This is a genomic window from Streptomyces sp. NPDC058662 (genome assembly GCF_042716255.1).
Lineage (GTDB): Bacteria > Actinomycetota > Actinomycetes > Streptomycetales > Streptomycetaceae > Streptomyces.
The window spans coordinates 45,160-69,996 of record NZ_JBHXRU010000013.1 but is presented as its reverse complement, the minus strand read 5'-3'; the positions used below and the strand labels follow the sequence as shown (position 1 = coordinate 69,996).

The following is a 24,837-nucleotide window of genomic DNA, read 5'->3' as shown; positions in this document are numbered from 1 at the left end:
CTGGGTGACCCTTTCTGTACGCAAAGCGGCGGCCGCGGCCGCGCTCAGTGCCGCGCTCAGTGCCGTCCTCGCAGGATGCGGGGGCGGCGCCGGGACCTCGGACACCGGCCGCGCGGCCCGTATGGGCGCCAGCGGAACCGCGTCGCCCCCCACCGCCTCGTCCCCCGCCGCCACGAGCCCCCCGCAGGCGCCCCCCGGCAACGCGCCCCGGGCCGGCGCGCCCGCGAAGATCCCCACCCTCGCCCCCGGCCCCGGCGGCCTGACCCCGGTCTTCGCACGGGCGGGGCAGCGGACCGAGAAGACCGTGGCGCTGACCTTCGACGCCGACATGACCTCCGACCAGGGCCCGCGGGCCGCCGGCGGCGAGCGCTTCGACAACCCCCGGCTGATCGAGGCGCTCCGCAGCCTCCAGGTGCCCTCGACCGTCTTCATGACGGGCCGCTGGGCTGAGGAGTACCCGGACCAGGCGAAGGCCATCGGCACCGATCCGAACTTCGAGATCGCCAACCACTCGTACAGCCACCACGCCTTCACGTCCCCCTGCTACGGGCTGCCCGCGCTCGACAACGCGGCCGCCCGCGCCGACGTGGACCGGGCCTTCGCGGCCTTCCGCACGGCGGGGGCCGTCAACACGGTCCCCTACTTCCGCTTCCCCGGCGGGTGCTACGACGACCGGGCGCTGCGCGCCCTGTCCTCGGCCCGGGTGACCGCCGTCCAGTGGGACGTGGTCAGCGGGGACGCCTTCGCGACCGACCCGGACGCCGTGGCCGAACAGGTGCTCTCGGGAGTGAAGCCGGGCTCGGTGGTGGTGATGCACTGCACGCGCAGCGCCGCCCCGGTCACCGAGGAGGCCGTCCGGAAGATCGTTCCGGAGCTGCGCAAGCGCGGCTACCGCTTCGTGAAGGTGTCCGAGCTGATCGGCACCTGAGCCCCGCCCGGCGCGGCCTCAGCCGGAGCAGGCGGTGCGCTGGGCGTCCTGCCACTCGCACACCGGGCACAGCACCACGCCCGGGGTGGCGACCCCGTACTCGGTGGGTCGGCCGCACTCCAGGCAGTCCGCGTACGGAGGCCCCTCCACCCGGCCGGCCGGGGCCGCCGGGGCGGGGCAGTACGACGGTGTCCCGTCCGACTGGTCCATGCGTACGAGCCTACCCACCCGCGGCGCGGGCCGCGGCGCCCGCACCCCTCCGCCCCGCCGCGGCCGCGTCTCAGTGCGCCGGGGCCGCCTCGGTGACCTCGCTCGGGCGGACGATGACGAAGCCCTCGCCGCGCAGCATCAGCTGGACGGCCTCGCCGGAGCCGCCCCGGAGCATCGAGCCCATTGACTGGGAGCGGTGCAGGCCCGTCTCCAGCCGGGCGCTCCAGCCGACCACCGCGTCGGTGTCGACGTAGACCGGCGCCTGGGCGGTGACCGGGATGATGATCGGACTGCCGTCGCAGACCACGGCGAGCTTGCCGGTGCCGGTGAAGAGGCTGTTGAAGAGGCCCCCGCCGGTCATCCCGGCGCCCTTGACCATCTTGATCTCGTAGGACAGCGTCGGGTCGAAGCAGAGCACGTTGCGTCCGTTGACGGTCAGCGCGTCGCCCGGCTCGAACTCGATGACGAAGCAGTTGCCCCCCTGATGGGCGAACCAGGCCTCGCCCTGGCCGCGTACGGCCATCAGTGCCAGGCCCTCACCGGTGACGGCGCGCTTGAGCATGCCGCCTATCCCCTGCCCCTTGCGCTCGAACTGGAGGTCGCCGCGGAAGGCGATCATCGATCCCTGGCGGGCCAACATCTCACCGTTCACGGTGTACTTCACCGATTTGGAGTTCTGCAGGGCCATGCCGGGGGCGGCGGGTGCCTGGGCGAGGTTCTCGGAGGCGAAAAGGTCACTCTTCATGCCTTCGATCCTCACCCGGACGATCCCCCCTGGGCGTCATCCTGAAGGTGGAGCCTGGCATCCTTGGCGGGATGAGCAGCCAGCACTCCCCCGGCACCGCCGACGTTCCCGCCGTCGGCGCGGACAGTCCCTTCCGGCAGGGCCACCTGCCCCGCGACGAGGCCCCGCAGTTCGTCCTGCCGCTGGTCGTGCGGATCGAGAAGGCCGACCCGCCGGCCCGGACGGACGCGCTGGAGACGGCGGCGCGCGCGGTGCTGGTCCTGCTGACCGACGAGCGCGCCCGGGGCGGGGGCGAATGGGCCGAGGCGGTCCGCGACTGGCAGGACGCGCGCATCCGCAAGGTCGTCAGGCGGGCGCGCGGAGCGGAGTGGCGCAAGGCCGAGACGCTGCCGGGTGTCACGGTGCACGGCGCCCGGTCCCAGGTACGGGTCTTCCCGCCGGTGCCGCTCGACGGCTGGCCCAAGGAGCTGGCGAAGCTCCAGGTGTCGGGCACCGATCTGGACGACCCCGAGCCGGCCGGCGAGGCCGCCGCCGGGCTGCCGGTGCTGTGGCTCAACCCGGACCTCGGCATGTCGGCCGGCAAGGCGATGGCCCAGGTCGGGCACGCGGCGCAGCTGGCCTGGTGGGAGCTGACGGACGCGGAGCGGACCGCGTGGCAGGAGGACGGTTTCCGGCTGGCCGTACGGACCGCTCCGCGCGAACGGTGGGCGGAACTGGGCGGCGGCGGACTGCCGGTCGTCCGGGACGCCGGGTTCACCGAGATCGCCCCCGGAAGCTGCACGGTGGTCGCGGACCATCCGGCACTGCGCGCCCGCCTCTGAGACCGGCGCCCGGGCGGAACCTCAAATGTTGCTCTGAACGTCCCCGCTGTCGGGTTGGCGCGGCGGGGCCGGGGCCATCACACCGGCACACGGTGCGACAAGAGGGGGCGAGGGGACATGAAGCCCATGGCACACCTGGGGGTGGGCATCGGCTGGCGGCCGGAGATCGCGGACGTGGTCGAGCGGCTGCCCGGGCTGGACTGGGTCGAGGTGGTGGCCGAGAACATCTGCCCCGGCCACCTCCCCGAGGCCCTGGTGCGGCTGCGTGAGCGCGGCACGCGCGTCGTGCCGCACGGCGTCTCGCTGGGCATCGGCGGCGCCGACCGCCCGGACCCGGCGAAGCTGGCGGCGCTCGGCGAGCGGGCGGTGGCGCTGGGGGCGCCGCTGGTCACCGAGCACATCGCCTTCGTCCGGACCACCTCGCCCGTACTGGAGGCCGGGCACCTGCTGCCCGTGCCGCGCACCCGGGACGCGCTGGACGTGCTCTGCGAGAACGTGCGGATCGCACAGGACTCCCTGCCCGTGCCGCTGGCGCTGGAGAACATCGCCGCGCTCTTCTCCTGGCCGGACGAGGAGCTGACGGAGGCGCGGTTCCTGACGGAACTGGTCGAGCGGACCGGCGTACGGCTGCTGATCGACGTGGCGAACCTGCACACCAACCGGGTCAACCGGGGCGAGGACCCGGCGGCCGTACTGGACGCGATACCGCTGGAGGCGCTGGCGTACGTGCACGTGGCGGGCGGTGTCGAGCGGGACGGTGTCTGGCACGACACGCACGCGCACCCCGTGCCGCCGGTGGTGCTCGACCTGCTGGCCGAGCTGCGCTCGCGGGTGGATCCGCCCGGGGTGCTGCTGGAACGCGACGACGACTTCCCGCCCGAGGCGGAACTGGCGGCCGAACTGGCCGCCGTCCGCGCGGTGGCGGCCTCCTCTCCCGCCCCGGGCGCGCGCGGCGCCGGGGAACCGGGCACGCGCGGCACCGCGGGCACGGGGACGCGCGGCGCCGCAGGCACGGGGACGCCCGGCACCGCAGGCACGGGCACGCCCGGCACCGCAGGCACGGGCACACCCGGCACCGCGGGCACGGGGACGCCCGGCGCCGCAGGCACGGGCACACCCGGCACCGCGGGCACGGGGACCGTGGGAGAGCGCGGGACCGGGGCCGCGGACACCGCGCCGGGCAGCCCGGACGGCAAGCTCGGGGACGCGGCGGCCCCCGCGAGCGCGGCCGCCCGCACACGGCTCGGGCTCGGGCAGGCCGCGCTGCTGTCGGCGCTGGTGGCCGGGACGCCCGTGCCCGAGGGGTTCGACCGGCGGCGGATCGGGGTGCAGACCCGGGCCCTGGCCGCCAAGCGGGCCTCGGTGGTGGCCCGGCTGGCGCCGGAGCTGCCCGCGATCCTCGGCGGCGGACGGCCCTACCGCGAGGCGTTCCTCGACTACGCCAAGGGCCGCCCCATGACGGCCGGGTACCGCCGCGACGCGCTCGACTTCGCCGAGCACCTGCTGATCAGGGACCTCCCGGCCGATCCGGCCGCCCGCCGCCGGCTCACCCGCTGGTGGCAGGACCGGGCCGGGGCCCGGCCGCCCCGCCGGATCGCGCGCTGGGCCCGGGCGCTCACGGGGAGAGCGGCATGAACCTCCTCGCCCTGGCGGTCTGGCTCGCGGTGGTCACCTGCTCCGTCCTGCTGGTCAGGGGGCCGCGCCGGTCCCGCCCCACGCCGCCCGGCCCGGCTCCGCGCCTGCACGACCTGTCCGAGGCCGCGTTCCTGACGGGCGGGCCCGGTGCGGTCGTGGACGCCGCGCTGGTCTCGCTGCTCGGCGACGGACGGCTGCTGCTCGGCGGCCCTGGCATCGTCCACGTACGCCCGGGTGCGCGGGCCGGCGACCCCGCCGAGCGCGCCGTGCTGGAGGCCCACCGGGGCGCGCCCTCGGGCTGGCTCTACCAGGTGCGGTACGCGGCCATGCGCGACCCGGCCGTGCAGGAGACCGGGGACGGCCTGGCCGCCCGCGGGCTCGTCGCGCCGCCCTCCGCCGGGCGGCCGTGGCAGCGCCGGGGCACGGCCCTGGCCGTCGTGTGCGCGTTCCTCGTACCCCTGTCGCTGCCGCTCACCTTCATCGGCTACGCCGTCGGTCCCCCCTCGCAGATCCCGTTCATCGTCAAGGTGCTCCCCGTCCTGCTGGTCGGCGTCGCGGTGGGCGCCGTCCGCGCGGCGCGCGCCGGCCGGCGGATCACCCCGGCGGGGCGGCTGGCCCTGGGCGAGATCCGCGCGCGGTACGTGAACGATCCGCACCCGTACGTGCGGGCCGCGCTGTTCGGGCTGCGCGGACTGCCGGACGACTGGATCCGCCGGCAGCTGACGGAGGCCGCCCGCGGTACCCGGCTGGCGGCGGCGCAGTCGGCCTCCCGCGCGCGCGGGGCACGCACCTCGGGCGGCGGGTGCGGCGTCGAGGCGCCGGCGGTGTGGTGCGCCGGCAGCGACGGCGGGGGCGGCGGTTCCGGCTGCGGCTCCGGCTCGGGCTCGGGCTCGGGGTCGTCCGGCGGCGGCTGCGGGAGCAGCGGTTCCAGCTGCTCCTCCAGCAGTTCGAGTTGCGGCAGCTCCTCCGGGTCCAGCTGCTCCTCCAGCAGCAGCTCCTGAGCGTGTCCGCCCCGAGCACGGGGACGAAGCGGCGCGGCCGGCCCCCGGGATGCGGCAACCGGGGCCGGTTCGCGTGGCAGCGGGGTCACGGCGCCGCGACACCCGCCAATGATCCTTTACAGGGACGCGCCGCCGGCATCTGATCGCCTCATCGGATGAGACGAAGGGGCCGCCATGCGGATGACGCCCGCACGCTGCGCAGCCGCCGCGGCGCTCTCCCTGGCCCTGTGCGCACCGACCCGGGCGGCCGCCGAACCGGCCCGGCCCGCCGCCCCGGCGGCCGCAGTCCCCGCCTCAGGGGACGCCGAGGACGCAGAGGACCCCGGGGACGCCGGAGCCGAGCGTGCCGCCCGGCGCGCGGCCGCCGCCGGCCTGCGCTTTCGCGACTGCCCGCCGGTCGAGCAACTGGCGGCGCCGGTGCGCTGCGCGGCACTGCGCGTCCCGCTCGACTACGCCCGTCCCGACGGCCCGCAGATCACCCTCGACATCAGCCGTGTCCCGGCCACCGGCGCCGGCGGCGCCGCCCGCCAGGGCGCCCTGGTCCACAACCCTGGCGGGCCCGGCGCCTCCGGCATGTCCTTCCCGCTGCTCGCCGCCCTTCCCTCCTGGTCCCGGACCGCCGCCGCGTACGACCTCGTCGGCTACGCCCCGCGCGGCGTCGCCCGGTCCGCCCCGCTGTCCTGCCGGGACCCCGCCGACCGCCCCGCCGCGCCCACCCGGGCCGCGGCCCGCCCCGCCCCGGGGGACGAGGGGGAGCGGATCGCCGCCGCCCGCTCGTACGCCCGGGGCTGCGCGGACCGGGCCGGCGCCGCGCTGCCCCACTACACGACCCTCAACAACGCCCGGGACCTGTACGTCCTGCGTGCCGCGCTCGGCGAGCGGGGGCTCACCTTCCTCGGCGCCTCGTACGGGACCTACCTCGGCGCGGTCTACGCGACCCGCTACCCGGGGCACGTCCGGCGGATGGTGTTCGACTCCGCGGTCGACCCGGACCCCCGCCGCGTCTGGTACGGGAACAACCTCGGCCAGTCGGCCGCCTTCGAGCGCCGCTGGTACGACTTCACCGCCTGGGCGGCCCGCCACCACGCCGCGTACGGACTCGGGGCCACGCCGGCGGCCGTGCGGGCGAGCTACGAGCGGGTGCGGGACGCGGTGGCCCGCACCCCGGCCGGCGGCGTCGTCGGGACCGGCGAGCTCCAGGCGGCCTACCTCCAGGCCGCCTACTACGACGACGTGTGGCCGGACCGCGCGGCCGCGCTGGCGGCCTTCCTGCGCGGCGACCCGGCGGAGCTGACCCGGCAGGCCGCCCCCGACCCGGCGGCGGCGGCCGCGGCCGAGAACGCGACGGCCGTCTACACGGCGGTGCTGTGCAACGACGCCTCCTGGCCCACCGCGTGGGCGACCTGGGACCGCGACCACACCGGCCTGGCCCGGACGGCCCCGTTCGAGACCTGGGCCAACGCCTTCCTGAACCTGCCGTGCGCGTACTGGCCGGTGCGCGAGCGGCGGCGGCCGGTCGCGGTGGGCGCCCCGCGGGGCGCCGTGCTGCCCCGCACGCTCGTGGTCGCGGCGGAGCGGGACGGGGCCACTCCGTACCGGGGGGCGCTGGAGCTCCAACGGCGGCTGGGCGCCGGGGCGGCGCTGGTCACGGAGGCCGGGGCCGGCAGCCACGGGGTGACCGGCGGACGCAACGACTGCGTGGACCGGCACGTGGAGCGGTATCTGCTGACGGGTGCCACCGCGGGGCGGCGCGTCGCGTGTGCGCCGCATCCGGAGCCCGCACCGGTGTCGCTGGACGACCGGGCAGCGCGCGCCCGCGGGGCGCTGCTGCCTCCTGTCGTCTGAACTTCCGGGCGGGGGCTCCGGCTGCGTCGTTTCGGGGGCAGGGCCTCCCGATCCACCGGAGGGGGTCACCTGGCGGTGTGGTCGTCCTCCGGTCCTTCCCCCCAGGGGAGGTCTCAGGCGAGTCCGGCCACCAGATCGGCGACGGACTTGCGGCGCCCGGTGTAGAAGGGCACCTCTTCACGGACGTGCATGCGGGCCTCGGAGGCGCGCAGGTGACGCATGAGGTCGACGATGCGGTACAGCTCGTCGGCCTCGAAGGCCAGCATCCACTCGTAGTCGCCGAGGGAGAAGGAGGCGACGGTGTTCGCGCGCACGTCCGGGTAGCCGCGGGCCATCTTGCCGTGGTCGGCGAGCATGCGGCGGCGGTCCTCGTCGGGCAGCAGGTACCAGTCGTAGCTGCGCACGAAGGGGTAGACGCTGACGTAGTCGCGGGCGACCTCGTCGGCCAGGAAGGCCGGGATGTGCGACTTGTTGAACTCGGCGGGGCGGTGCAGGGCCATGTTCGACCACACCGGCTCCAGCGCACGGCCCAGGCGGGTGCGGCGGAAGAGGTTGTAGGCGGTCTGCAGCTCGTCCGCGGTCTCCGCGTGCCACCAGATCATGACGTCCGCGTCGGCGCGCAGACCGGACACGTCGTAGGTGCCGCGCACGGTGATGTCCTTGGCGGCCAGCTGGTCGAACAGCTCCTGGACCTCGTCGGCGTAGCCGGTGCGGTCCTCCGGCAGGACGTCCTTCAGTTTGAAGACGGACCACAGGGTGTAGCGGATGACCTCGTTGAGGTCCTTCGCCTTCTTCCCCGCGTTGGGAATCTTCTCTGGTGCAGTCATCTTCCCATTGTCCCGTGCGCTGATCAGTGGTCCGTGCCAGGGGTGCCCGTCGCGGCGAGGACCGCGTCGGCGGCCTTGCCCGCGCTGGACACGCAGGCCGGGATGCCGACCCCGTCGTAGAGGGCGCCGCACACGGCGAGGCCCGGCAGGGCCGCGACGGCGGCGCGGATGCGGGCCACCCGTGCGAGGTGGCCGACCGGGTACTGGGGCAGTCCGCCGTCCCAGCGGGTGACGGTGGAGGCGAGCGGCCGGGCCGAGAGCCCGACGGCCTGCCCGAGGTCGGCCAGGGAGACGTCGACGAGCTCGCCGTCCTCCCGCTCCAGGTCGGCCTCGTCGGCGTACCGGCCCACGGAGGTGCGCAGCAGGAAGAGCTCGGGATCGGCGCCCGCCCAGGCCCACTTGTTGCTGGAGAAGGTGGAGGCCTTGATGGTCCGGCCGTCGACGGGCGGTACGAGGAAGCCGCTGGCGCCGCCGCCGGTGACGGAGTCCGGCAGGTCGGAGCGGCGGAAGGCCATGGTGACCAGGGCCATCGAGGCGTACTCCACCGCGCGCAGCTCGGCCGCGGCGGCGGGCGCGAGGGCGTCCAGCAGCCCGGCGGCGGGGCCGGCCGGGACGGCGAGGACCACGCCGTCGGCCTCGATGGCCCCGGCCCCGGCCCCGGCCGCGATCCGCCAGCCGCTGTCCGTGCGCAGGATCTCCCGCACGGGGGTGCGGGTGAGGATGCGCGCCCCGGCCGCCCGGCAGGCCTCGGCGACGGCGAGCGGAAGGCGCCCGATGCCGCCGTCGATGCCCGCGAAGACCGGGCCGGCCGCCTGGGGCTGTCCGGCCGCCCGGCGCTGGAGTTCGCGTACGCCGTCGGCGAGCGAGGCGTGCGTGCGCGCGGCCTCGAAGAGCTGGGGTACGGCGGCCCGCATCGAGATGCGGTAGGCGTTGCCCGCGTAGACCCCGCCGAGCAGCGGCTCCACGAGCCGGTCGACGACCTCGTGGCCGAGGCGGGCCGCGACGTACTCGCCGACGGCGACGTCCTCCCCGATCTCGGTGGGCGCCAGGGTGCGCTCGGCCTCGATCCGGGCCAGGCCCGCCGGGGAGAGCACGCCGGAGGCGGCGAGCGGTGCCAGGTCGCCGGGGACCCCCATCACGTGCCCGCGCGGCATGGGCCGCAGCGCGCCCCGGGTCCACAGGTGGGCGGTGGCGGTGGCGGGCGCCTGGAGGGCTTCGCCGAGGCCCACGGCCCGGGCGAGGGCCACGGCTTCGGGGCGGCGGGCGAGGACGGATTCGGCGCCGAGGTCGACGGGCACTCCGGCGAGCTCGCCGGCGTACAGCTTCCCGCCGAGCCGCGCGCCGGCCTCCAGGAGGGTGACGCGCACGCCGTCGGCGAGCAGCCGGTGGGCCGCCGCGAGGCCGGCGATGCCGCCGCCGATGACGACGACGTGGCTCTGCCCGCGGGCCGGGCCGCCGTCGCCGCCCGGTCGGTCCGTACGCGTGTCCGCTTCGTGCATGGACACATCGTCTCAGACCGATCACCGAGGCCGGACCGTGACCGCATCGGGACCGGCCCGGGACCGGGGGAGCGAAACCCGGGACAGGGCCCCTGACGTCGAACCGGCAACACCAGCCGAACGTCGGGGGTTCACGCGATGCACACCATGATCAGACAGCGTTCCGCGGCGGCCGTGGCCGCCCTCTCCCTCGCCGGGGTCCTCGCGCTCGCCGGCTGCGGCGCGAGCGGCGAGGACCGGGACACGTCCCGGGCCGAACAGGCGGCGGTCGGGCCCGCCCGGGACGGCAAGGCGCCGGAGGGCGCGAAGGGAGCCGGGTCGGCGGCCGCCCCCTCGGCGGCGCCCTCCGCCGGGGACCAGAACGCCCAACCCCCCGCCCCCGTACGGCAGAACGTCATCCGCACGGCGACGCTCGGCGTCGAGACGACGGAGCCGCAGAAGGTACTGGCCGCGGCCCGCGCGGCCGCCGACGGCGCGGGGGGCTACGTGGGCAACGAGTCCACCACGCGCGGCGGGAACGGACGGATGACCTCCACGCTGACCCTGCGGGTGCCGGGCGAGCGCTACGACGCCGTGCTCGGCGCCATGGAGGGCAGCGGGAAGCTGCTGCACCGCAAGGTCGACGCCCAGGACGTCACCGAGAAGGTCGCCGACATCGGCAGCCGCGTCGCCTCCCAGCAGGCCAGCGTGGCCCGGGTGCGGGAGATGATGGGTAAGGCGTCGGCGCTGAGCGAGATCGTGATGCTGGAGGGCGAGCTAAGCCGGCGCCAGTCCGATCTGGAGTCGCTGCTGGCGCAGCAGACCGCGCTCAAGGACCGGACCTCGCTGGGCACGATCACACTGGAGGTCTCGGAGCCTCCCGTGCGGCCGGAGCAGGAGAAGAAGAAGGAGGAGCCGGCCTTCACGGACGCCCTGCGCGGCGGCTGGGAGCTCTTCACGACCCTCGTGCGCTACCTGGCGCTGGCGGTGGGCGCGGTGCTGCCCTTCGCCCTGACGGCCGCGCTGGTCGTCCTCGTCCTGCGGGTGCTGCGCCGGCTGCGCCCCGCGAAGCCGGGGACTCCCCCGGCGCCGGCGACGGTACCCGCGGCGCGGCAGCCCGGCGCGGCGGCGGCCCGGACCGCCCCCGACTCGGCGGGACCGGGCGAGGGCGGACAGGCCGACTGACCGGCCGACTGAACACCCGTACGGCGGGGGCCCGTAGCGTGTCCTTCGAGCGACGACGGTCACGGCGGCGAAGGACGGTGCGGACGATGGCGACGGAACGACTGGTGGTGGTCGGCGGCGACGCGGCGGGGATGTCCGCCGCGTCGCAGGCCCGGCGGCTCAGGGGCCCGGCGGAGCTGGAGATCACCGCCTTCGAACGGGGGCACTTCACCTCGTACTCCGCCTGCGGGATCCCGTACTGGATCGGCGGCCTGGTCCCGGAGCAGGACGACCTCGTCGCCCGCACCCCCCAGGAGCACCGCGACCGGGGCATCGATCTGCGCACCCGTACCGAGGTCGTGGAGCTGGACCTGCCGGGCCGCCGGGTCCGCGCCCGCGACCTGGACTCCGGGTCCGAGTCCTGGACGGGCTACGACAAGCTGGTCCTGGCGACCGGCGCCCGCCCGGTCCGCCCCCGCATCCCCGGCATCGGCGCCCACGGGGTGCACGGCGTCCAGACCCTGGACGACGGCAGGCGCCTGATGGACGACCTGGAGCGCACCGGGATCCGCCGGGCGGTGGTGGTCGGCGCGGGGTACATCGGTGTGGAGATGGCGGAGGCGCTGGTCGGCCGCGGCTTCGAGGTCACCGTCCTGCACCGGGGCGAGCAGCCCATGGCCACGCTGGACCCGGACATGGGCGCCCTGGTGCACCGCGCCATGAACGGCATGGGGATCCGTACGATCGCCCGCGCCGAGGTGACGAAGATCCTCGCCGACGAGGAGGGCCGGGTCCGCGCGGTCGCCACGGCGGCGGGCGAGGAGTACGCGGCGGACGTGGTCGTGCTCGGCATCGGGGTGGAGCCGCGCACCGCGCTGGCGCGCGCGGCGGGGCTCCCGCTCGGCCCCTCGGGCGGTCTGCTGACCGACCTGTCGATGCGGGTGCGGGGCCACGAGGACATCTGGTCGGGCGGCGACTGCGTGGAGGTCATGGACCTGGTCGCGGGACGCACCCGGCACATCCCGCTGGGCACGCACGCCAACAAGCACGGGCAGGTCATCGGTTCGGGCGTGGGCGGCGGCTACGCCACGTTCCCCGGCGTGGTGGGCACGGCGGTGAGCAAGGTCTGCGACCTGGAGATCGCCCGGACCGGTCTGCGGGAGAAGGACGCGCTGGAGGCGGGCCTGCGGTTCGTCACGGCCACCATCACCTCCACCAACACCGCGGGCTACTACCCGGGCGCGGCCGAGATGACGGTGAAGATGCTGGCCGAGCACCGCACGGGGCGGCTCCTGGGCGTGCAGATCGTCGGCGGCGCGGGGGCCGCGAAGCGGGTGGACGTCGCGGCGGTGGCCCTGACCGCCGGGATGACGGTGGAGCAGGTGGTGGCCCTGGACCTGGGCTACGCCCCGCCGTTCTCCCCGGTGTGGGACCCGGTCCTGGTGGCGGCCCGCAAGGCGGTCTCCGCCGTACGCGCGGCCGGGGTCTAGGCGGGGCGGGATCCGGGCGGGGCGGGGGCCGCGACGGCGGAACGCCGGTCCCCGCCGTGTCGTGCACGGCGGGGACCGGCGTTCCGGTGGGGTCGCGGCGGGCTCAGCGCGCGGTCTTGGTGTGGACGTAGTCCACCAGACGGGTCAGCGCCTCCGGGTCCGTGGTCGGCAGGACGCCGTGGCCCAGGTTGAAGATGTGGCCCTCCAGGCCCGCGGCAGCGGCCAGGACCTCGTCGGTCTTCGCCTCGACGGCCTCGGGGGTGGAGAAGAGCACGGCGGGGTCGAGGTTGCCCTGGAGCGCCTTGCCGGGGCCCACGCGGCGGACGGCCTCGTCCATCGGGATCCGCCAGTCGACGCCCATGACGTCCGCGCCGGCCTCGCCCATCAGCTTGAGCAGCTCGCCGGTGCCCACGCCGAAGTGGATGCGCGGGATCCCGTACGAGGCGACGGACTCGAAGACCTTCGCCGACGCCGGCATCACGGAGCGGCGGTAGTCCGCGGGGGCCAGTGCGCCGACCCACGAGTCGAAGAGCTGGACGGCGGAGACGCCCGCCTCGATCTGGACCTTGAGGAAGGCCGAGGTGATCTCCGCGAGGCGGTCCAGCAGGTCGGCCCACAACTGCGGGTCGCCGTACATGAGCGCCTTGGTGTGCTCGTGGTTGCGCGAAGGTCCGCCCTCCACGAGGTAGCTCGCGAGGGTGAAAGGCGCGCCGGCGAATCCGATCAACGGCGTGGAGCCCAGTTCACCCGTGAGCATGCCGATCGCCTCGGTGACGTACGAGACGTCCTCAGGGGTGAGGTCGCGCAGCTGTGCGAGGTCCTCCCGGCGGCGGATCGGCTGGGCGACGACCGGGCCGATGCCCGGCTTGATGTCCAGGTCGATGCCGATGGCCTTGAGCGGGACGACGATGTCGGAGAAGAAGATCGCCGCGTCGACGTTGTGGCGGCGGACGGGCTGGAGCGTGATCTCGGTGACCAGGTCGGGCCGCATGCACGACTCCAGCATCTGGGTCCCCTCGCGCACCTTGCGGTACTCGGGGAGCGAGCGCCCGGCCTGCCGCATGAACCAGACCGGCGTGTGCGGCACGGGTTCCCGCCTGCACGCCTTGAGGAAGGCGGAATCGTACGTCTGACTCGGCTGGCCCGCAGGGCTGTCGTTGGCGCTCACGACCCAAATCCTCGCACGTACGGAGAAGTGTCCGCCCCGGCGCGGGTGTCCCTGCGCCGTGCGGGCGCTCGTTCCGCCTAGTCTTCCCCGCATGGCTGCGGCTCAGGGACGATTTTCAGATGGCGCTGACGGTACGGACAGCGCGAAGGAGAGCTCCGTCCCGCTCCCGTTCCGCCGGGCGGTCGACGGCTTGAAGAAGGCGCGGCTGCGTCCGGGGATCGAGATCGACCCCACGAAGCCGCCGCAGAGGCTCGCGCCGTACGCCTACGCGCTGGAGGCGGCGGTCGTCGACGGCGAGGACGACCTCGCCGACGGCCGGCTCATCCTGCTGCACGACCCGGCGGGGCACGAGGCCTGGCACGGGACCTTCCGGCTGGTGACGCTCGTACGGGCGGAACTGGAGCCCGAGATGGCCGCGGACCCGCTCCTGCCGGAGGTGTGCTGGTCCTGGCTGACGGGGGCGCTGGACGCGCGCGGGCTGGCGTACGGGGAGGCGAGCGGCACCGTGACCATGGCGGGCTCGCACTACTTCGGCGGGCTCGCGGAGCGGCGGCCGGCCACCCAGATCGAGATCAGGGCCTCGTGGACACCGCGCGAGGGGGTGGGCGGGGTGCCGGACACCTCGGCGCACCTGTCGGCGTGGTGCGAGCTCCTGTGCCAGATCGCGGGGCTGGAGCCGGTGGGGCCGACGGACACCGTCACGGGCGTGGTGTCCCTGCCACAGCGGCGCGGACCGCACCACCCGTAGCAGCGGGGCCGTCCGGACGCGCCCGGGCGGGCGAAGCACCCGACGAAGTGTCACAAGAGGGCGCCCGGTGCGGGCTTCTGATCACCCTATGATCGATCGTGCGTCCGAATTGCCCGAATTGTTACTCACCAAATCGTGATCATTCCCTAAAGCCGGGCGGGTGACGTGCCGAAGGAGTCAGTGACCATCCGCACGGTTCGCACCGGCTTCCTTCCCCCAGCCGGCCGTCCCGCCACTCCCCCAGGAGGCCTAGGTGTCCGTTCTTCTTGAGCAGCCCGCAAGCCTGGTCGCCTACCGCCCGAACAAGCCGACGGCCATGGTCGTCGTGGCCGACCCACGCGTCCGCTCCACCGTGACCCGCCATCTGTGGGCCCTCGGAGTCCGTGACGTGATCGAGGCGTCGTCCATCGCGGAGGCCCGCCCCCGCGTCGGCAGCCCGCGCGACATCTGCGTGGCCGACGTACACCTGCCCGACGGTTCCGGTCTCACCCTGCTCTCCGAGACCCGCGCCGCCGGTTGGCCCAACGGCCTGGCCCTGTCCGCCGCCGACGACATCGGCGCCGTGCGCAACGCCCTCGCGGGCGGAGTGAAGGGCTACGTCGTCACCGGCACCCGGACCAACATCGGGCTCCCCAGCCGGCCCGGCGCCGCCCCCATCGGTGCCGCCGCCGCCCGCATGCACCGCCGCCCCCCGGGTGCCCCGAGCCACCCGGGCGGCTACCGCGAGCTCTCCGGCCGCGAGGTCGAGGTCCTGCGCCTCGTCGCGGAGGGCCAGTCCAACAAGGCCATCGGCGTCTCGATGGGCCTGTCCGCCCTGACCGTCAAGTCCCACCTCGCCCGCATCGCCCGCAAGCTGGGCACCGGCGACCGGGCCGGGATGGTCGCGGTCGCCCTGCGGACCGGAATCATCCACTGAGACCGTCCGGGAACCACCGGGCGAAGCCCCGGGGAACCCGGGGAAACGACTCCACGCCCACCCCGCGCCCGTCGCCGGAACGTTCCGGCGACGGGCGCGTCGCATCCACGGATACCCTTGACCGGTGACCGACGCCCAAGAGACCGCAGCAGACCTGCGCCCCACCACCGGGGGCGGCCCCCCGGACGATGTCGTTGTGCCGTCCGATGGGATGCCGATTCCGTTGCTGGAGCCCCGCGAGGGCATCCCCCCGGTGGTCGCCGACGCGGACGCCCTCGCCCGAGTGGTCGCGGCCTTCGCCGCGGGCACCGGCCCCGTCGCCGTCGACGCAGAGCGCGCCTCCGGCTACCGCTACGGCCAGCGCGCCTACCTGGTGCAGCTGCGCCGCGAGGGCGCCGGGTCCGCGCTGATCGACCCGGTGGGCTGCCCCGACCTCTCCGCGCTCGGCGAGGCCCTCTCCGGCACCGAGTGGATCCTGCACGCCGCCACCCAGGACCTGCCGTGCCTGCGCGACATAGGCATGGTGCCCACGTCCCTCTTCGACACCGAGCTGGCCGGCCGCCTGGCGGGCTTCCCCCGGGTCGGTCTCGGCGCCATGGTGGAGAGCGTCCTCGGCTACGCGCTGGAGAAGGGGCACTCCGCCGTCGACTGGTCCACCCGTCCGCTCCCGGAGCCGTGGCTGCGCTACGCCGCCCTGGACGTGGAACTGCTGGTGGACCTGAGGGACGCGCTGGAGAAGGAGCTGGACCGCCAGGGCAAGCTCGAATGGGCGCACCAGGAGTTCGCCGCCATCGCCGCCGCACCCCCCGCCCCGCCGCGCAAGGACCCGTGGCGCCGTACCTCCGGGATGCACAAGGTGCGCCGCCGCCGGCAGATGGCCGTCGTACGGGAGCTGTGGGAGTCGCGGGACCGGATCGCACAGCGCCGCGACGTGTCCCCCGGCAAGGTGCTGGGCGACGCCGCGATCGTCGAGGCCGCCCTGGCGCTGCCGGCGAACGCCCAGGCGCTGTCCGCCCTGCCCGGCTACGGCCAGCGCATGGGCCGGCGCCAGCTGGAGCAGTGGATGGCCGCGGTGGACCGGGCCAAGGCCCTGGCCGAGAGCGAGCTGCCGCAGCCCGGCGCCACCCCCGGCGGCCCGCCGCCCCCGCGTTCCTGGGCGGACAAGGACCCCGCCGCCGCCGCGCGGCTGTCCGCGGCCCGTACGGCCGTCTCGACCCTGGCGGAGCAGTTGAACCTGCCCCAGGAGAACCTGATCACCCCGGACACGGTGCGCCGGCTGTGCTGGGAGCCGCCGCAGCGCCTGGAGGCGGACGCGGTGGCCCAGGCCCTGGCCGGCTACGGCGCGCGCCCGTGGCAGATCGAGCTGGTGACGGACGCCCTGGTCGCGGCCCTCGCCGCGACCGCCTGACGCCTACGTCCCGACGCGGAGCCCGTGACGCGGAGCCCCCGACGCTGAGCCCCCGGTCGGCGGCCGGGGGCTCCCTGCCGTCCCCGGCCGCTGTCCGGGTCCCCCGGGCGCCTCTTCCCTCGGCCCGGACCCCGCGCGGACGGGGGGCCGCCCACCCGTCCGGGGTGTGACCTTCGCCGCTCCTCCCGGAGAGGGTGTGCACATTGGTTACCCGCAAGTAGCATGGGCCGAGTGAGCGCGCGCTCAGCGGCATCCGCCGAAGCGCGCCCCGCGCAGCAGTGCACACCCGCACCTGGAGGAGAGCCAACGTGCCTCGTACCGTCAGGGACGTCGTCTTCGTCGACGGCGTCCGCACCCCGTTCGGCAAGGCGGGCCCGAAGGGCATCTACCACGAGACCCGCGCCGACGACCTCGTCGTGAAGGCGATCCGGGAGCTGCTGCGCCGCAACCCGGACCTGGACCCCGCGAAGATCGACGAGGTCGCCATCGCCGCGACCACGCAGATCGGCGACCAGGGCCTGACGCTGGGCCGCACGGCCGGCATCCTCGCGGGCCTCCCGCAGTCCGTGCCGGGCTACTCGATCGACCGCATGTGCGCCGGCGCGCTGACCGCCGTCACCGCCGTCGCGGGCGGCGTGGCCTTCGGTGCGTACGACGTCGCCCTCGCCGGCGGTGTCGAGCACATGGGCCGCCACCCCATGGGCGAGGGCGTGGACCCGAACCCGCGCTTCGTCTCCGAGAAGCTGGTCGACGAGTCCGCCCTGTTCATGGGCATGACCGCCGAGAACCTGCACGACAGGTACCCGACGATCACCAAGCTCCGCGCCGACGAGTACGCCGTGCGCTCGCAGGAGAAGGCCGCCAAGGCGTACGCCGACGGCAAGATCCAGCAGGACCTGGTACCGGTCTCGGTGCGCAACACCAACCCGGAGGTCGGTGAGACGGGCTGGGGCCTGGTCACCACCGACGAGCCGATGCGCCCGGGCACCACCCTGGAGAACCTGGCCGGCCTGAAGACCCCGTTCCGTACCCACGGCCGGGTCACCGCGGGCAACGCCGCCGGTCTCAACGACGGTGCCACCGCCGCGATCATCGCGTCCGAGGACTTCGCCCGCGAGAACAACCTCCCGGTCAAGATGCGCCTGGTCTCGTACTCCTTCGCGGGTGTCGAGCCCGAGGTCATGGGCTACGGCCCGATCCCGGCCACCGAGAAGGCCCTGGCCCAGGCCGGCCTGACGATCGAGGACATCGGCCTCTTCGAGGTCAACGAGGCCTTCGCGGTCCAGGTCCTCGCGTTCCTGGAGCACTACGGCATCGCCGACGACGACGCGCGCGTGAACCAGTACGGCGGCGCCATCGCCTTCGGCCACCCGCTCGCCTCCTCGGGTGTACGCCTGATGACGCAGCTGGCCCGCCAGTTCGAGGAGCAGCCGCACGTCCGCTACGGCCTGACCACCATGTGCGTCGGCTTCGGCATGGGCGCCACGGTCATCTGGGAGAACCCGAACTTCAACGCCGAGGGAGACTCCAAGTGAGCACCACCGCTGAGCTCCTGAAGGGCGCGGCCGAGCTGTTCCCCGACGAGGTCGTCACGTCCGCGCACGTCCGCCACCTGGACCTGCCGTTCGGCGCCGGGCGCTTCGCGCTCATCACGCTGGACAACGGCTTCGACCACACCAAGCCGACCACCTTCGGCCCGCAGTCCCTCGCCAACCTGAACGCGGCGATCGACCAGGTCGAGCAGGAGGCCGCCGCCGGCTCCGTCGTCGGCGTCGGCATCACCGGCAAGCCGTTCATCTTCGCGGTCGGCGCCGACCTCAAGGGCGTCGAGCTGCTCAAGAAGCACGACGAGGCGCTCGCCATCGGCAAGGGCGGCCACGACGTCTTCAAGCGGCTGTCGGCCCTCGCGGTCCCGACCTTCACCTACTACAACGGCGCGGCGATGGGCGGCGGCGTCGAGGTCGGCCTGCACTGCACCTACCGCACCGTCTCGAAGGCCATCCCGGCGTTCTCCCTGCCCGAGGTCTTCCTCGGCCTGGTACCCGGCTGGGGCGGCTGCACCATCCTGCCGAACCTGATCGGCGCCGACCGCGCGGTCTCGGTGATCATCGAGAACTCCCTCAACCAGAACAAGCAGCTGCGCGGCAAGCAGGTCTTCGACCTGGGCATCGCGGACGCGCTGTTCGAGGGCGCCGACTTCCTTGAGCAGTCGCTGATCTGGACGGCGAACGTCCTGACCGGCGCCACCGAGGTCGTCCGCGCCGAGATCGACCGCGCCGAGGGCTGGGACGCGGCGGTCGCGCGCGGCCGCTCCATCGCGGACTCCAAGGTGCACGGCGCCGCTCCGGCCGCCTACCGCGCCCTGGAGATCATCGAGGCGTCGAAGGACGGCGACCTGCAGAAGGGCTTCGACGCCGAGGACACCGCGCTCGCGGACCTCATCATGGGCGGCGAACTGCGCTCCGGCATCTACGCCTTCAACCTGGTCCAGAAGCGCGGCAAGCGCCCGGCCGGCGCCCCGGACAAGTCCCTGGCGCGCCCGGTCACCAAGGTCGGCGTCGTCGGCGCGGGCCTGATGGCCTCGCAGCTGGCGCTGCTCTTCCTGCGCCGCCTGGAGGTGCCGGTGGTCCTCACCGACATCGACCAGGAGCGCGTGGACAAGGGCGTGGGCTACGTCCACGCCGAGATCCAGAAGCTGCTCGGCAAGGGCCGCATCAACCAGGACAAGGCCAACCGCCTGACCGCCCTGGTGACCGGCGTCCTGGACAAGGCCGAGGGCTTCTCGGACGCGGACTTCATCATCGAGGCCGTGTTCGAGGAGATGTCCGTCAAGCAGAAGGTGTTCGCGGAGGTCGAGGCGGTCGCCCCGGCGCACGCGATCCTCGCCACCAACACCTCCTCGCTGTCGGTGTCGGAGATGGCCTCCAAGCTCCAGCACCCGGAGCGCGTGGTCGGCTTCCACTTCTTCAACCCGGTCGCGATCCTCCCGCTGCTGGAGATCGTCCGCGGTGAGCAGACGGACGAGGCCTCGCTGGCCACGGCCTTCGGCGTCGCCAAGAAGCTGAAGAAGACCGCGGTCCTCACCAAGGACGCCCCCGCGTTCGTCGTGAACCGCATCCTGACCCGCTTCATGGGCGAGATCCAGAACGTCATCGACGAGGGCACCCCGGTGGCCACCGCCGAGAAGGCCATCGAGCCGCTCGGCCTGCCGATGTCCCCGCTGGTGCTCCTGGAGCTCGTCGGACCGGCGATCGGCCTGCACGTCTCGGAGACCCTGAACCGCTCCTTCCCGGAGCGCTTCACCGTCTCCCCGAACCTCAAGCGCGTCGTCGAGGCCGGCAAGCGCGGCTTCTACGTCTACTCCGCCGAGAACGGCTTCAAGCCGGAGCTCGACCCGGAGGTCGCCGCGCTCCTGGTGCAGGGCGACTCCGTCCTGACCGAGGAGCAGGTCCGCGACCGCGTCCTGGACGCGGTGGCGCAGGAGATCGGCCTGATGCTGGACGAGGGTGTCGTGGCCGAGGCCCAGGACATCGACCTCTGCCTCATCACCGGCGCCGGCTGGCCCTTCCACCTGGGCGGCATCACGCCGTACCTGGACCGCGAGGGCGTCTCGGAGCGCGTGAACGGCAAGAAGTTCCTCGCCCCGGGCGTGGCGAGCGTCCCGGCGTAACCCGTCGGCGCCTCACATCGGGCGCCCCCGGATGCCCGTCCGTGGACCTTCCACGGACGGGCATCCGTCGTTCCCCGAAGCTGGCCGGCCGGGTTGTCCCGGCCCGACGCCCGCTCGACGGGGCTACTCCCGTTCGGCTTTCCGGTGTGCCTATAGTCTTGCCCCGGTGACGCGCCGCGCAGGCGACTCCGGACCCGACAGCGGGTCCGCCACGCACGAGGCCGCTCGCCGCGCCTTCCCGTGATGGCGGTCACCACTTTCACGACCGTCGATCTCCGGGACCAGAGGACACCTACGGCATGACTCAGGCAACCGACGCACCACGGCGTTCCCGCAAAGCTCCCAGCTCGAAAAGCCGCAAGAAGCGGGTGCTCGCCTCCATATCGCTGGGGTTGCTCGTTCTGCTTCTCATAGCCGGCGGCACCGGCTGGTGGGCGTACAACCACCTCAACGGCAACATCGACAGCGTCGACCTGGACCAGGCGATCGGCGTCGACAACCGGCCGAAGAAGGTCGTCGCCGGTGCGCAGAACATCCTTGTACTGGGCTCCGATTCGCGCGCCGGGGCCAACGGCGACCTCGATCAGGGCGACGTGAGTGGCGCCCGGTCCGACACCACCATGCTGGTGCACGTACCGGAGGGCCGCGCCAAGGCGACCGCTGTCAGCATCCCCCGCGACACCCTGGTCACCCGTCCCGAGTGCAAGAACGAGGACGGCAAGACCGTCCCGTCCCAGAAGCGCGCCATGTTCAACAGCATCTTCCCGGCGGCCGGCGCCGCCTGCGTCGTGAAGACGGTCGAGGAGATGTCCGGTGTCCGCGTGGACCACTTCGTCGTGGTCGACTTCGCCGGTTTCAAGGGACTCGTGGATGCCCTCGGCGGGGTGACCGTCAAGCTGGACAAGCCGATGACCGGCGCCAAGGGCGGCCTCAAGCTCGACGTGGGCGAACACCGGCTGAACGGCACCGACTCGCTCAAGTTCGTCCGCACCCGCCACGGTTACGGGGACGGCAGCGACCTCGGCCGCATCAGCCTCCAGCAGACCTTCATGATGGCGATGCTGAAGGAGATCAAGAACCAGGACGCCCTCGGCAACCCCGCCCGGCTCTACAAGCTCGCCGACGCCGGGACCCAGTCGCTGACCACCGACCGCGAGCTCGCCTCGCTGACCGCGCTGGCCGACTTCGCGAAGAGCATGAAGGACGTGGACCCGGACACCATGGAGACGATCATGCTGCCCGTCGCCTACGACAAGGTGGACCCGAACCGCGTGGTGCCTGCCGAGCCTCAGGTGACGCAACTGTGGGAAGCCCTGCGCAACGATCAGAAGGTTCCGGCCTCCGCGAAGAACTCCCCCGCCAAGGGCTGACAGCCCGGACGGGACCCCGCGACCGGGACCTGCCGAGGGCAGGAACAGGCCAGGAGAACGGTCGTTCGTGCGGGCATATGATGTGGGAATCCCGGCGGCACTCGACGGCACCGGGCTCGGCAGAGGAAGGCACGGCACACATGCGCGGCAGAGGTGCGCAGGCGACGGATCGGCGGCCCCGTTCCGGTGTCGACGCTCAGGTGCAGCCCGGTAGGGCGTCCTTGACGGCGGTGGCCACCGGGGCGTGGCTGGTGCGCGGCAACGACGGCCGGCTCGCCGCGTACGCCCTCGTCGAAGGCGGCGTGAGCCGCTGGACGGAGACGGCGGTGGGCAGCGCGCACTGGTCCGGGCCGACATTCTTCCCCGCTGCCGGGCTGACCGACGTCACCGTCGCCCAGGGAGCGAACCGCTACGTGCACCTCCTCGGACGCAGGGACCAGGGGCGGACCGGAGGCGCACCGAAGGTCGACCTGGTCCATGCCGTTCAGTACCAGTCCGGCAGGCCGCTGGGGGAATGGCGTTCCCTGGGCAACCCGTACCGCGATGAGAGGGATGCCGTGACGCTCGGCGTACCGACCGCCGCCGTCGACGGGCAGGGCACGGTCCACGTCTTCGTCTCCGGTGGCCCGGGCGGGGTCATGATGCGCCGGGACACCAAGCGCGGCGCATGGGAGGCATGGCGGGACCTGCGCGGCGGTGAGATCGTCGGAGCGCCGTCGGCCACGTCGAATTCCGCGGGTCTCGTCGAGGTCCTCGCGCCGGGCCGGAGGGCGCTGATGCGCTGGATGCAGACCGAGCGGGGGGCCGACCTGCGCCGCGCGGAGGACTGTACGCCCGCCCCGGCACCCGGTTCGGCGGCGTTCCTGGAAGCGTCCCCCGGCGTCCTCACCGCGTACTGGACCGACCAGGGCGGGACGGGGGTGTACGCGCACAGGCCCGGCGAGTGGGCCTACCCCGTGGGCGGAGCTCCTGGGGACGGATCCCATGCCACGCTCCGGGCGGCCGTCGACGGCTACGACTGCACGATGCTGGCCCACCGGGGGAACACCGGAACTGCGCTGGTCGGCATCTGCGGCACCGGTGGAGAGGCCTCCGGACTGTGGTGGACCGATACCGGGGTGCGATGCATCGGCACTCCCGCGCTGGCGCTGGACGGGTACGGACGGGTCGTGATGGCGGCGGTTCAGGAGGACCGCAGCATCGTGGTGAGCCGGCAGGGCTCCGAGCCCGGTCTGACCCTGTCCGACTGGGACCGGTTGCCGGACCACTGAGCCCCCGCGCGTGCGGGCCGGTGGCGCCCGCCCGTTGAGGTCCCCACCTTGCGTAGATTCCGCCGAAAAGCAAGACCTTTCACAGGTTGTACTTACGATCAGTGATGATCCCCACACGTCATCCTGCGTTCACCCGCTGTCTTGACCTGGTCTTTATGTGAACGCTCGTGTGAAAATCTTTCTGGATACCCGACGGATGGGTGTGCCGCAAGGGTGCTGAGCCCGCGCATGTGATGAAGCGAGCTTCTTCCGCTACAGGAGGCCTGCGTCGGTCCGACGCACGCCTTCCCTGGAGGTAGGGCCGCCAGGTATGGACGGGGGAGATCCCTCTTGGGTGGCTCGGGCAATCCTGAGGCCGGTGCGCTGGTTTCGGCGTATCGGTCGGCGGTCCCGGCCCGAGCGAGACAGCGCCTGGTGCGCGGGGTGCCGACACCGGTACGCCGGGCTGTCAAGTCGTCACTGGACGCGGCTGACACCATGCGATCGGCAACCGTCGTCTGGGCAATGGGCGGCAAGCGCAAGGCACCCCGGCACAGCGCGGCCTACAGTCACCGTGTCGTCCGGGTGGGGCGCCGCCACATGCGCGCCCTGATGGTCGAGGGCGTGACGGACTGGGCGGCTCGTGCGCGCAATCTGAACATCGTCGTATCCGTCCTGGAGGCGGCCGGCATCGACTACTTCTGCGTGCGGGGCACGACCAGCGGACTGCCCACCGTGGCGGTGCCCGCCGAGTTCCGCCCGGTGGTGGAGGAACTGCTCCAGTTGGCGTTCGAGGAGGCCCCGGGCTACGTGGGGCCGGCGAACGGCAACGAGGCCCGGATGGAGCCCGGCAACGACGAACGGTCGTGGCGCCAGCTTCGCAAGCACAAGGTGCTGCGGGTCGCGTGGTACGTGTGCGACCCGACCCAGCAGCTCGTCTTCGGCGCGGCCACCGGATGCGACCTGGAAATGTGGTCCGAGCACGACGGTCTACTGACAGCCCCCCGCCCCAATCGGGTCATCGCAGCCGTGCCGGCGAGCGCCCCCCGCAAAGCGGCGCCGCAGAGGCTTTTCAGCCCCATACCCCCGGCGTATCACACGGGAGACGCCCGGACCCTGGCCGAGTTCGCCGTACGGCTCCCCGAGGACCACGCGTTCCCGGTCGACGTCGTCTACACCTGGGTCGACGATTCGGACCCCGTCTGGCGGGCATCCCGGGACCGTGCGCGCCAGCTGGTCACCCCGGGAGGCCTGCACACGCAGGCGGCGAACGACTCGCGGTACACGAGTCGCGACGAGCTGCGGTACTCGCTGCGGTCGATCCACCAGAACGCGCCTTGGGTGCGCGACATCTACCTCGTGACCGCCGGCCAGACTCCGTCCTGGCTGAACACGCGGCACCCGAACCTGCACGTGGTGGACCACCGGGAGATCTTCTCCGACTACACCGCTCTGCCCACTTTCAACTCGCATGCCATCGAGAGCCAGCTGCACCACATCCCAGGACTCTCGGAGTGCTTTCTCTATCTGAACGACGACGTTTTCTTCGGCCGACCGGTGACTCCGGCGAACTTCTTCCACCCGAACGGCATCACCAAGTTCTTCACCTCACCTGCGCTGATACCCGGCGGGGCGGTGTCTCCTTCCGACCTCCCGGTCGACGCCGCGGGAAAGAACAGTCGCTGGCTCATTGCCCAGAAATTCGGGCTGGCCATATCCCAGAAGATGAAGCACACTCCGCACGCACTGCGGAAGAGCGTCCTCCAGGAAATCGAAGAGGAGTTCCCGGATGAGTACGCCGCCACACAGCACTCACGCTTCCGATCTCCTCGCGACGTTCCGATCGCCTCGTCCCTGCACCACTATTTCGCATATCACTCCGCGCGGGCGACGCTGGGCGACATCCAGTACCGGTACATCGACCTCTCGGCCGATCTGGCCGAGCGGCGACTGAACACGCTCCTCGCCAACCGGAACATGGACACTTTCTGCCTGAACGACACGGTCGTATCGGCCGACCCGCAGGCGCAGGCGGACATGCTGCAGCGCTTCCTCGACTCGTATTTTCCGGTGCCCAGCCCCTATGAAGTCGCCGAGGACGAACAGGCCCCCGAACTGTGCGCAGAGCCGGCGCACATCCTTGATCCGGCTGAGCGCGAGTGA

20 protein-coding genes are annotated in these 24,837 nt (G+C 73.4%); 15 read left to right on the top strand and 5 right to left on the bottom strand.

All coding sequences use genetic code 11. The features are described 5' to 3' along the window. Positions 1-4: 4 nt before the first annotated feature. On the top strand, positions 5-928 hold the full coding sequence (locus ACFWUQ_RS07840) for a polysaccharide deacetylase family protein (RefSeq protein ID WP_384534362.1): 924 nt from the start codon (positions 5-7) through the stop codon (positions 926-928). Positions 929-946: 18 nt separating this feature from the next. Here the strand turns inward: ACFWUQ_RS07840 and ACFWUQ_RS07835 are convergent, their stop codons facing one another. Next, a complete protein-coding gene (locus ACFWUQ_RS07835; RefSeq protein ID WP_384534360.1) occupies positions 947-1,138 on the bottom strand; it encodes a hypothetical protein in 192 nt (63 codons plus the stop codon). Positions 1,139-1,208: 70 nt separating this feature from the next. Continuing rightward, complete coding sequence (locus ACFWUQ_RS07830) at positions 1,209-1,883, bottom strand: AIM24 family protein (RefSeq protein WP_384534358.1); 675 nt, start codon at positions 1,881-1,883, stop codon at positions 1,209-1,211. 71 nt (positions 1,884-1,954) lie between these two features. On the opposite strand from ACFWUQ_RS07830, the gene ACFWUQ_RS07825 reads away from it, so the two are divergent. From ACFWUQ_RS07825 to ACFWUQ_RS07810, 4 genes are all read left to right on the top strand, one after another. Beyond that, entirely contained in the window at positions 1,955-2,704 is a 750-nt protein-coding gene (locus tag ACFWUQ_RS07825; RefSeq protein ID WP_384534355.1) for a peptidyl-tRNA hydrolase, read from the top strand. 126 nt (positions 2,705-2,830) lie between these two features. Continuing rightward, the gene (locus ACFWUQ_RS07820) at positions 2,831-4,339 is read left to right on the top strand and encodes a DUF692 domain-containing protein (protein ID WP_384534421.1); all 1,509 of its coding nucleotides are present in this window, start codon (positions 2,831-2,833) and stop codon (positions 4,337-4,339) included. Then, complete coding sequence (locus ACFWUQ_RS07815; RefSeq protein WP_384534352.1) at positions 4,336-5,340, top strand: TIGR04222 domain-containing membrane protein; 1,005 nt, start codon at positions 4,336-4,338, stop codon at positions 5,338-5,340. The genes ACFWUQ_RS07820 and ACFWUQ_RS07815 overlap by 4 nt, the downstream gene beginning before the upstream one ends. A gap of 174 nt (positions 5,341-5,514) precedes the next feature. Then, positions 5,515-7,185: an alpha/beta hydrolase gene (locus ACFWUQ_RS07810; RefSeq protein WP_384534349.1), complete on the top strand. Its 1,671-nt coding sequence runs from the start codon at positions 5,515-5,517 to the stop codon at positions 7,183-7,185. Positions 7,186-7,298: 113 nt separating this feature from the next. On the opposite strand, the gene hemQ is transcribed toward ACFWUQ_RS07810, so the two are convergent. Continuing rightward, positions 7,299-8,012 (bottom strand): hydrogen peroxide-dependent heme synthase, encoded by a 714-nt coding sequence (gene hemQ / locus ACFWUQ_RS07805; RefSeq protein ID WP_384534346.1) that lies wholly within the window; start codon positions 8,010-8,012, stop codon positions 7,299-7,301. A gap of 23 nt (positions 8,013-8,035) precedes the next feature. Then, the gene (gene hemG / locus ACFWUQ_RS07800; protein ID WP_384534343.1) at positions 8,036-9,511 is read right to left on the bottom strand and encodes a protoporphyrinogen oxidase; all 1,476 of its coding nucleotides are present in this window, start codon (positions 9,509-9,511) and stop codon (positions 8,036-8,038) included. Positions 9,512-9,658: 147 nt separating this feature from the next. Between hemG and ACFWUQ_RS07795 the strand changes: the two genes are divergently transcribed. Further along, positions 9,659-10,675, top strand: a complete 1,017-nt coding sequence (locus ACFWUQ_RS07795; protein ID WP_384534340.1) for a DUF4349 domain-containing protein — start codon at positions 9,659-9,661, stop codon at positions 10,673-10,675. 86 nt (positions 10,676-10,761) lie between these two features. Continuing rightward, a complete protein-coding gene (locus ACFWUQ_RS07790) occupies positions 10,762-12,144 on the top strand; it encodes an FAD-dependent oxidoreductase (RefSeq protein ID WP_384534337.1) in 1,383 nt (460 codons plus the stop codon). A 103-nt stretch (positions 12,145-12,247) separates the two neighbouring features. On the opposite strand, the gene hemE is transcribed toward ACFWUQ_RS07790, so the two are convergent. After that, a complete protein-coding gene (hemE, locus tag ACFWUQ_RS07785) occupies positions 12,248-13,312 on the bottom strand; it encodes a uroporphyrinogen decarboxylase (RefSeq protein ID WP_384534334.1) in 1,065 nt (354 codons plus the stop codon). A gap of 91 nt (positions 13,313-13,403) precedes the next feature. Here hemE and ACFWUQ_RS07780 point away from each other — a divergent pair, with 91 nt between their 5' ends. The 8 genes from ACFWUQ_RS07780 to ACFWUQ_RS07745 all read left to right on the top strand — a co-directional run bounded on the left by ACFWUQ_RS07780 (position 13,404) and on the right by ACFWUQ_RS07745 (position 24,837). Continuing rightward, positions 13,404-14,060: a DUF3000 domain-containing protein gene (locus ACFWUQ_RS07780; RefSeq protein ID WP_384534331.1), complete on the top strand. Its 657-nt coding sequence runs from the start codon at positions 13,404-13,406 to the stop codon at positions 14,058-14,060. Positions 14,061-14,313: 253 nt separating this feature from the next. Beyond that, positions 14,314-14,976 (top strand): response regulator transcription factor, encoded by a 663-nt coding sequence (locus ACFWUQ_RS07775; RefSeq protein WP_069922445.1) that lies wholly within the window; start codon positions 14,314-14,316, stop codon positions 14,974-14,976. 124 nt (positions 14,977-15,100) lie between these two features. Continuing rightward, complete coding sequence (locus tag ACFWUQ_RS07770) at positions 15,101-16,384, top strand: HRDC domain-containing protein (protein ID WP_384534328.1); 1,284 nt, start codon at positions 15,101-15,103, stop codon at positions 16,382-16,384. A 308-nt stretch (positions 16,385-16,692) separates the two neighbouring features. After that, positions 16,693-17,919 carry a thiolase family protein gene (locus ACFWUQ_RS07765; RefSeq protein ID WP_384534325.1) on the top strand — a complete coding sequence of 409 codons (1,227 nt, stop codon included), beginning with the start codon at positions 16,693-16,695 and terminating at the stop codon, positions 17,917-17,919. Continuing rightward, positions 17,916-20,054 (top strand): 3-hydroxyacyl-CoA dehydrogenase NAD-binding domain-containing protein, encoded by a 2,139-nt coding sequence (locus ACFWUQ_RS07760; RefSeq protein ID WP_384534322.1) that lies wholly within the window; start codon positions 17,916-17,918, stop codon positions 20,052-20,054. The genes ACFWUQ_RS07765 and ACFWUQ_RS07760 overlap by 4 nt, the downstream gene beginning before the upstream one ends. Before the next feature lie 299 nt (positions 20,055-20,353). Next, positions 20,354-21,424: an LCP family protein gene (locus ACFWUQ_RS07755; protein WP_384534319.1), complete on the top strand. Its 1,071-nt coding sequence runs from the start codon at positions 20,354-20,356 to the stop codon at positions 21,422-21,424. Between the two features lie 230 nt (positions 21,425-21,654). Then, complete coding sequence (locus ACFWUQ_RS07750) at positions 21,655-22,695, top strand: hypothetical protein (protein ID WP_384534316.1); 1,041 nt, start codon at positions 21,655-21,657, stop codon at positions 22,693-22,695. Between the two features lie 504 nt (positions 22,696-23,199). Next, positions 23,200-24,837 carry a stealth family protein gene (locus ACFWUQ_RS07745; RefSeq protein WP_384534314.1) on the top strand — a complete coding sequence of 546 codons (1,638 nt, stop codon included), beginning with the start codon at positions 23,200-23,202 and terminating at the stop codon, positions 24,835-24,837.

What these genes read in the sequence shown, in the direction of transcription:
- ACFWUQ_RS07835 (WP_384534360.1), bottom strand. Translation starts at nt 1,138, where the DNA reads ATGGACCAGTCGGACGGGACACCGTCGTACTGCCCCGCCCCGGCGGCC.
- ACFWUQ_RS07830 (WP_384534358.1), bottom strand. Translation starts at nt 1,883, where the DNA reads ATGAAGAGTGACCTTTTCGCCTCCGAGAACCTCGCCCAGGCACCCGCC.
- ACFWUQ_RS07825 (WP_384534355.1), top strand. Translation starts at nt 1,955, where the DNA reads ATGAGCAGCCAGCACTCCCCCGGCACCGCCGACGTTCCCGCCGTCGGC.
- ACFWUQ_RS07820 (WP_384534421.1), top strand. Translation starts at nt 2,831, where the DNA reads ATGGCACACCTGGGGGTGGGCATCGGCTGGCGGCCGGAGATCGCGGAC.
- ACFWUQ_RS07815 (WP_384534352.1), top strand. Translation starts at nt 4,336, where the DNA reads ATGAACCTCCTCGCCCTGGCGGTCTGGCTCGCGGTGGTCACCTGCTCC.
- ACFWUQ_RS07810 (WP_384534349.1), top strand. Translation starts at nt 5,515, where the DNA reads ATGCGGATGACGCCCGCACGCTGCGCAGCCGCCGCGGCGCTCTCCCTG.
- hemQ (WP_384534346.1), bottom strand. Translation starts at nt 8,012, where the DNA reads ATGACTGCACCAGAGAAGATTCCCAACGCGGGGAAGAAGGCGAAGGAC.
- hemG (WP_384534343.1), bottom strand. Translation starts at nt 9,511, where the DNA reads ATGCACGAAGCGGACACGCGTACGGACCGACCGGGCGGCGACGGCGGC.
- ACFWUQ_RS07795 (WP_384534340.1), top strand. Translation starts at nt 9,659, where the DNA reads ATGATCAGACAGCGTTCCGCGGCGGCCGTGGCCGCCCTCTCCCTCGCC.
- ACFWUQ_RS07790 (WP_384534337.1), top strand. Translation starts at nt 10,762, where the DNA reads ATGGCGACGGAACGACTGGTGGTGGTCGGCGGCGACGCGGCGGGGATG.
- ACFWUQ_RS07780 (WP_384534331.1), top strand. Translation starts at nt 13,404, where the DNA reads ATGGCTGCGGCTCAGGGACGATTTTCAGATGGCGCTGACGGTACGGAC.
- ACFWUQ_RS07755 (WP_384534319.1), top strand. Translation starts at nt 20,354, where the DNA reads ATGACTCAGGCAACCGACGCACCACGGCGTTCCCGCAAAGCTCCCAGC.
- ACFWUQ_RS07745 (WP_384534314.1), top strand. Translation starts at nt 23,200, where the DNA reads ATGGGCGGCAAGCGCAAGGCACCCCGGCACAGCGCGGCCTACAGTCAC.